Here is a 6204-nt window from a genome sequence, read left to right on the forward strand (position 1 = left end):
AGGACACGAGGACCTCCGTGGATCGAGTGAGTGTGGTAACCCACATCGATACCGGAGGTCCTCACCTCATCCCGTCACGCCACGCTGACCACAACCACCGTGGGAAGAACATCTAGCGCGCTCCCCGGCCTGCCGGTCCTGCGTGCGTGTGATGCCCCGTCGCCCCCAACGCGATCGCCGACGCCGGGCCGGCCTTCCTCCTTGAGGACAATCAGAACGACGACGCGGACGACCGCATCGCCGAGCCGCACTCCGCCGCCCCGGCGCAGCTCATGATCAACCGCACGCTCGGCCGGCTGCGCCCCACCGACGCGCGCCTGCTCGAACACGTCCTCGTCCAGGGCGAGAGCGTGCACGAGACCTCCACCCGCATGGGCGTGAGCCCCGGCGTCACTTCCGCCCGCCTTGACCGCGCCAAGCGCGCCTCCCGCGAGACGCGCGAGTCCTTCTGGGCTCACACCGAGCTGTGCCGCGGTTGCGCGGGCGCCGCCGGCACCGCAGCCACGAGCGCGGGCGCTACGGCCGCCGGAGTGACGGCAGGCGCCTCGGCGGCCGCCGGCGCCGGGGTCGGGGCGGCCGGAACCACGGCGGGAGCCGGCCAAGCCCGCGAAGACCACGGCGGGAGCCGGCCAAGCCCGCGAAGACCACGGCGGGAGCCGGCCAAGCCCGCGAAGACCACGGCGGCCGCGCCCAAGAGGACCAAGACGGCGGCCCCGGTCAAGACGAGCACCCCGCCTCGCACGAGCGCCCCGGCCGGCACCGCCTGGCCCGTGCCCACCAACCTGTGGACGCACAGCGCGGCGTGGCAGCAAAGCTCGGGCAACTCGTCCCACCCGCCGGACGCGCCAAGGGCGCCCCCCTCAACGGTGGGGCGCCCTTGGCGTGTGGAGCGTCAGCGGCGACTGAACGGCGCGGACCCATCTCCAGGCGATCGGCGTACCGACTCAGACGGTGCAGCCGTCGGGGCCGCAGACCTCGCCGTCGTGGCCGACCACTCCCGTGAGCGGGGCGAGCTTCGGGGCCGGATTCAGCTCGGTGTACACCTGCGTGAGCGCCTGCTCGAAGACCTCCTCCGGCTGCGCGCCGGAGACGCCGTACTTGTTGTCGATGACATAGAACGGCACGCCCTGGATGCCCAGGCGCGCGGCCTGATCGATGTCCTCGGCGACCTCGTCGCGGAAGGCGGCGGGGTCGGCGAGCACGGCGTCGGCCACCTCGGCGGGCAGGCCGGCGGCCACGACGGCCGCCTTGAGCGCGGCCGGATCGCCCACATCCTTGCCCTGCTCGAAGTAGGCGGAGAACAGCGCGTCCACCACGGCACCCTGCACGCCGTGCTCGGCGGCGGCCTGGATGAGGCGATGCGAGGTGAAGGTGTTGGACGGGATGGTGTTGTCCTGGTCGAAGTGGAAGTCCAGCTCGGCGCCCATGGCCTGCAGGTGCTTGCCGGCCTCCTTCAGACGCTCGGGATCCATGCCGCGGCGGGCCAGGTACTCCGGCTGCGTGAGCTCGGAGCGCTCGGGGGCGCTCGGGTCCAGCTGGAAGGAGTGGAAGCGCACGTCGACGTCGCCCTTGAAGGGGAGGGTCTCCAGGACCTTCTCGAAGCGGCGCTCGCCCACGGCGCACCAGGGGCAGGCCACATCCAGCCAGATATCGACGGCGAGGCGCTGGGGCGCGCCGTTCGCGAGGGTTTCAGTCATACCGGTGGCAACCACGCGCGCGGCCCGGGCATTCCCGCGCGAAGGCGAGCGGGCGGCGTCGGGCGGGTGGATCCGGCCCGCGCCGCGGCCGCCTCAGGCGGCCGGGAGCTCCTTGAGGAGCGCTCCCATCTGCCCGATCTCCTTCTTCTGGGTGCCGATGATGGCGCCGGAGAGCTCCTTGGCCCGGCCGTTGATGCCCTGGCGCAGCTGGTCCTGTGCCATCGTCACGGCGCCCTCGTGGTGGGCGATCATAAACTCCAGGAAGAGCCGCTGGCCCTCCGCGGCACCGGCGGCCTTGAGCCGGCCCAGATCGGCCTCGGAGACCATGCCGTCCATGTGCGCCGAGTGATCCCCCATGCTGCCGGGCGCGATGCCCCAGCCGGCGAGCCAGCCGCGCATCTGGTCGATTTCCGGGGTCTGCGCTGCCTTGATCTGCTCGGCGAGGGTGCGCACGCGCGGGTCGATGCCGTCCTTGGCGAGGACCAGATCGCTGAGCGTGAGCGCCTGCTCGTGGTGCACGCGCATCATCTCGGCAAACATCGCATCGGCGGCGTTGTGATCGCCCTGGGCGGCGGGCAGGGTGGCGCCCGCGGCGTTGGTCGGCGCCGGGAGCGGCGTGGCCGTGCGCTGGTCCTCCGGGACCGCGGACTGGCAGGCGGCGAGGCTCAGCGGGGCCAGAAGAAGGGCGGCGGCGAGGGCTCGGCGGGTCGCGTTCATGCCGCGATTATACCCCGGTGGGGTATTCGACGCCAGGCTCGGTGCGTCACGCTCGCGACGCACCCACGCACCGCGGGCGTGACACACGCAAGAATGGGGGCAGACCCACCGCCACCCCAGGAGCATCGTGAGCACCACGTCGAGCGTCCGCCTGCACACCACCGTGCTGGGCGAGGGCCGCACCAAGATCATCGTCCCGCTCATGCCGGGCGCTTCCTCCGAGGTGCCCGCGGCACTGGCCGCCCTCGAGGGGCAGCCGGTCGACATCATCGAGTGGCGCGTCGACCACGTCGCCGACCCTGAACTGGCCGTGGGCGTCGGCGTCGCCCTGCGCACCTCCACCTCGCTGCCGATCCTGCTCACGTATCGCACCGACCGCGAGGGCGGGCTCGGCACGTTGCCGGACGACGGCTACGCGGAGCTCGTCGCGCGCCTCCTGCGACTCGAGCTCGCCGACGCCGTGGACGTGGAGTACTCGCGTTCCGCCGTGGCGGTCGCCTCCCTGCTCGACGCCGCCCAGGCGGCTGGGGTGCCGGTCGTCGCCTCCTTCCACGACTTCCACACGACCCCGGCGCGCGAGGCGCTCCTGGGTCACCTGCGGGCGCAGGACGAGCTCGGGGCGGACGTTCTCAAGATCGCCGTGACGCCGCGGTCCTCAGTTGACGTGGCCGAGCTGCTCGGCGCCTCCGCCGCCGCGAGCGCCGAGTTCGGCAAGCCGCTCATCGCCATCTCCATGGGCGGGCTGGGCCTCGTGAGCCGCGTGGCGGGCTCGGTGTTCGGCTCGTGCGCCACGTTCGCGACGGTCGGCGCGGCCTCCGCGCCGGGTCAGGTGCCGGCGGCGGAGCTGGCGCCGCTGCTCGGGGTCTTCGACGCCGAGTAGGGCTCGGCTCAGCCGCCGAAGAGCGCTTCCTCGCAGCGCGGCACGCCGGGGGCCATGCTGACCCGGTCGGGGCGGATGAGCCCGCGGAAGCTGTCGCCGAGCACGAGGTCCACGGCGCCGTCCGTCCGCTCGGGCTGGAGCTTGATGGCCACCTTGGGCATCTGGCGCTGCAGCGCCAGCGCGCGATCGAGCGAATCAGGGCCGGCGAGGATCACGCCCTGCCCCTCGCGCACGTCGTCGGGCAGCTGGGCGTTCGTGACCGACCCGACCCGGAAGCCGCGCTCCTTGAGCGCCTCGGCCGTGGCCGTGGCCTGACCGATGCGGTCGGTCGCGTTGTAGACGTTGACCTTGGTTTCCTGCGGATTCGCGGGTCGCAGGGCGTCGCTGGGGCACACCGCCACGCGCTCCGGGGCGCCCCACGAGGGGTTCCAGAGGCCCGTGCGCTGCCAGACGATGCCGAGCCCCACGCTCAGGATGGCAAGGACGAGGAGCGCGACCAGCACCACGCGCCGCGTGGACGTGGCCAGCTCCTTGGCCTCCGGGGAGATCGGTTCGGCGCCCGGCTGCAGCTCAGCGTCCGACACCGGCACCGCCCTTGGCATCCAGGTCCAGGACGCGCGCATGCATGATGGAACGGTGGTGCAGGGCCGTGCGCACGGCGCGGTGCAGCCCGTCCTCGAGGTAAAGCTCGCCGCCGAAACGCACCACATGCGGGAAGAGATCGCCGTAGAACGTGGAGTCCTCGGAGAGCAGCGCGGAGAGGTCCAGCGTGGACTTGGTGGTCACGAGATCCTCGAGCCGCACCTGCCGCGGGGGGATGCCGGCCCAGTCCCGGGTGCTCACGAGACCGTGATCCGGGTAGGGGCGGTCCTCGCCCACGGACTTAAAGATCATGGGTGTAACCCTACGCGGTGGCGGCGTGACGCCGCTGAAGGCCGGGTTCGGTGCCCCGGCCGGTGGCCGGGACCGGTCTGATGCCCGACGGCGGGTGGCCGCCTCGAGCGCGCCTGGGCTCTCGCGCGCGGGACAGGGTCCTCCCCGCGGTGCGGCGGAGTCAAGCGAATGTCACACGGGCGCAATGCGGGCACACATGACGACGCGAAGCCTCGCGCCGCCCAGGCGGACGGTCGCACCATGAAGAGCATGAACGCCACCTCCCCCACCGTTCCCGCCGCTTCCGCTCCCCGCACCGAGCTCCCCGTCATCGACCTGAGCCAGGCGCGCGCCGCCGACGGGTCCTTCAACGCCGACTTCCTCGATCAGCTGCGCGACGCCGCGCACCACGTTGGCTTCTTCCAGCTCGTGGGCTTCGGGGCGGGCAAACACCAGGCGCAGGAGCTGCTGGACACCGTGGCGGCGTTCTTCAAGCGTCCCCTCGAGGAGCGCCTCGAGCTGGACAACCGCCTCACCTCGACCTTCCGCGGCTACACCCGCCTGGGCGCCGAGCGCACGCAGGGCCGCGCCGATTCGCGCGAGCAAGTCGACTTCGGCCCGGCCCGCGCGCCGTTCGAGGAGGTCCCGGCCGGGCAGGAGTACCTGCGACTGCAGGGAGGCAACCTGTTCCCCCCGGCGTTCCCCGAGCTCGAGGAGAAGGCCATGGCGTGGGCGGCGCTCATGTCGTCCGTGGGCGCCGAGCTGCTCGCCGCGCTGCTGGCCGCGATCGGCCTGCCGGAGGATCACTTCGCCGCCGCGTTCGAGCGCGCCCCCATGTGGATGGGCAAGCTCGTGCACTACGTGGGCGGCGAAGCCGTGCCGGGCGCCGGCACGCAGGGCGTGGGGGCGCACGCCGACTACGGCTTCGTGACCCTGCTGCTGCAGGACGCCGTGGGCGGGCTCGAGGTGCAGCCGCACGGGCAGTTGGAGTGGATCGACGTTCCCCCGATCCCGGGCGCCCTGGTGGTGAACCTGGGCGAGATGCTCGAGGTCGCGACGGATGGCTACCTCATGGCCACGATCCACCGCGTGACGGCTCCCCCGGCCGGCGTGGATCGCTACTCCGTGCCGTTCTTCTGGGCCCCGCGCCTCGACGCCGTGGTGGAGGCCGTGGAGCTCCCGGCCGCGTACGCCGCCGACGCCCGCGGCGTCTCCGACGACCCGAACAACCCGTTGCTCTCCGTCTACGGCGCGAACATGCTCAAGGGCTTCCTGCGCGCCCACCCCGAGGTCGCGGCGCGCCACTACCCGGAGCTCGTCGGCTGACGTCGCCGCGCCGACGTTTCCTTGTCCGCGTACTGACCAGTCGGTCCGCACCCGGCACCTGCGGGACCAGGAAATCGGACCACCCCACGCGTCGTCGTGCTGGGCGGTCCGATTTTCTGTTGATCTGGGCCGCTATGGGCCTGGAACAACAGAAAATCGGACCAGGCGCCCTCGTTCAGAGAGCGAGCACTCAGCCCTCTCCCCAGCGCGGCCTGAACAGGTAGTTGCCGTCGTCGAGCCACGCGGCGTTGCCCTTTCGTCGCCGGTCGGCCGCCTCCCGGTCCGCCCGAGACCTCGCTTCGGCACGTCGTTCCTCGTCGTACGCCTCGCGGGCGACCCCGTAGTCCTCTTCGGCGTCCCAGAGGATCAGACCCACTTCGTCCACGAGGGTCTTGGCGTAGGCGACCTCCTCTGCGGTGAACCGGCCGCTTCCGTGCATTACCTCGAGCTGCACGTGCGCGCGAGCGTAGGCAGCGGCGGCGATCGCCCGCCCGCGGTAGGCCTCCGTGAGGTACTCCTTCGCGGTGCGTAGCCGCCGGCGTTCAGACTCCACCACGTACTGCACGGGCGCTTCGACGAGCCATGCGGCCTCGATGAGTTCGGCGCTCACGCGTGAGCCGAACTCGTCCTCGCCAGGGACTGCTGCACGGATTGAGACACTGAATCTGCGTCGATGAGTCTCGGCGCTGGAAGGATGTGCCTCATGCCTAA

General features: G+C 71.9%; 8 protein-coding genes. 2 read left to right on the top strand and 6 right to left on the bottom strand.

The window, feature by feature from the left end; all coding sequences use genetic code 11:
* Window positions 1-74: 74 nt before the first annotated feature.
* The 3 genes from DWB68_RS15435 to DWB68_RS15450 all read right to left on the bottom strand — a co-directional run bounded on the left by DWB68_RS15435 (window position 75) and on the right by DWB68_RS15450 (window position 2414).
* The gene (locus tag DWB68_RS15435; RefSeq protein WP_119426010.1) at window positions 75-356 is read right to left on the bottom strand and encodes a hypothetical protein; all 282 of its coding nucleotides are present in this window, start codon (window positions 354-356) and stop codon (window positions 75-77) included.
* 588 nt (window positions 357-944) lie between these two features.
* Window positions 945-1697, bottom strand: a complete 753-nt coding sequence (locus tag DWB68_RS15445) for a DsbA family oxidoreductase (protein ID WP_119426012.1) — start codon at window positions 1695-1697, stop codon at window positions 945-947.
* Between the two features lie 93 nt (window positions 1698-1790).
* A complete protein-coding gene (locus DWB68_RS15450) occupies window positions 1791-2414 on the bottom strand; it encodes a DUF305 domain-containing protein (protein ID WP_119426013.1) in 624 nt (207 codons plus the stop codon).
* A gap of 127 nt (window positions 2415-2541) precedes the next feature.
* Here DWB68_RS15450 and aroD point away from each other — a divergent pair, with 127 nt between their 5' ends.
* On the top strand, window positions 2542-3294 hold the full coding sequence (aroD, locus tag DWB68_RS15455) for a type I 3-dehydroquinate dehydratase (protein WP_119426014.1): 753 nt from the start codon (window positions 2542-2544) through the stop codon (window positions 3292-3294).
* Between the two features lie 8 nt (window positions 3295-3302).
* Here aroD and DWB68_RS15460 read toward each other — a convergent pair whose 3' ends face one another.
* Together DWB68_RS15460 and DWB68_RS15465 are read right to left on the bottom strand one after the other, a co-directional pair.
* Window positions 3303-3878 carry a LytR C-terminal domain-containing protein gene (locus tag DWB68_RS15460; protein ID WP_158588343.1) on the bottom strand — a complete coding sequence of 192 codons (576 nt, stop codon included), beginning with the start codon at window positions 3876-3878 and terminating at the stop codon, window positions 3303-3305.
* Window positions 3865-4188, bottom strand: a complete 324-nt coding sequence (locus DWB68_RS15465; RefSeq protein ID WP_119426016.1) for a type II toxin-antitoxin system VapB family antitoxin — start codon at window positions 4186-4188, stop codon at window positions 3865-3867. The genes DWB68_RS15460 and DWB68_RS15465 overlap by 14 nt, the downstream gene beginning before the upstream one ends.
* Window positions 4189-4437: 249 nt before the next feature.
* On the opposite strand from DWB68_RS15465, the gene DWB68_RS15470 reads away from it, so the two are divergent.
* Entirely contained in the window at window positions 4438-5493 is a 1056-nt protein-coding gene (locus DWB68_RS15470) for an isopenicillin N synthase family dioxygenase (protein ID WP_119426017.1), read from the top strand.
* 190 nt (window positions 5494-5683) lie between these two features.
* Here the strand turns inward: DWB68_RS15470 and DWB68_RS15475 are convergent.
* Window positions 5684-6204 (bottom strand): hypothetical protein (locus DWB68_RS15475; protein ID WP_233548876.1); only part of this gene is annotated, 521 nt, incomplete at its 5' end.

It is taken from the genome of Galactobacter valiniphilus (assembly GCF_003575975.1).
Classification (GTDB): Bacteria; Actinomycetota; Actinomycetes; order Actinomycetales; family Micrococcaceae; genus Galactobacter; species Galactobacter valiniphilus.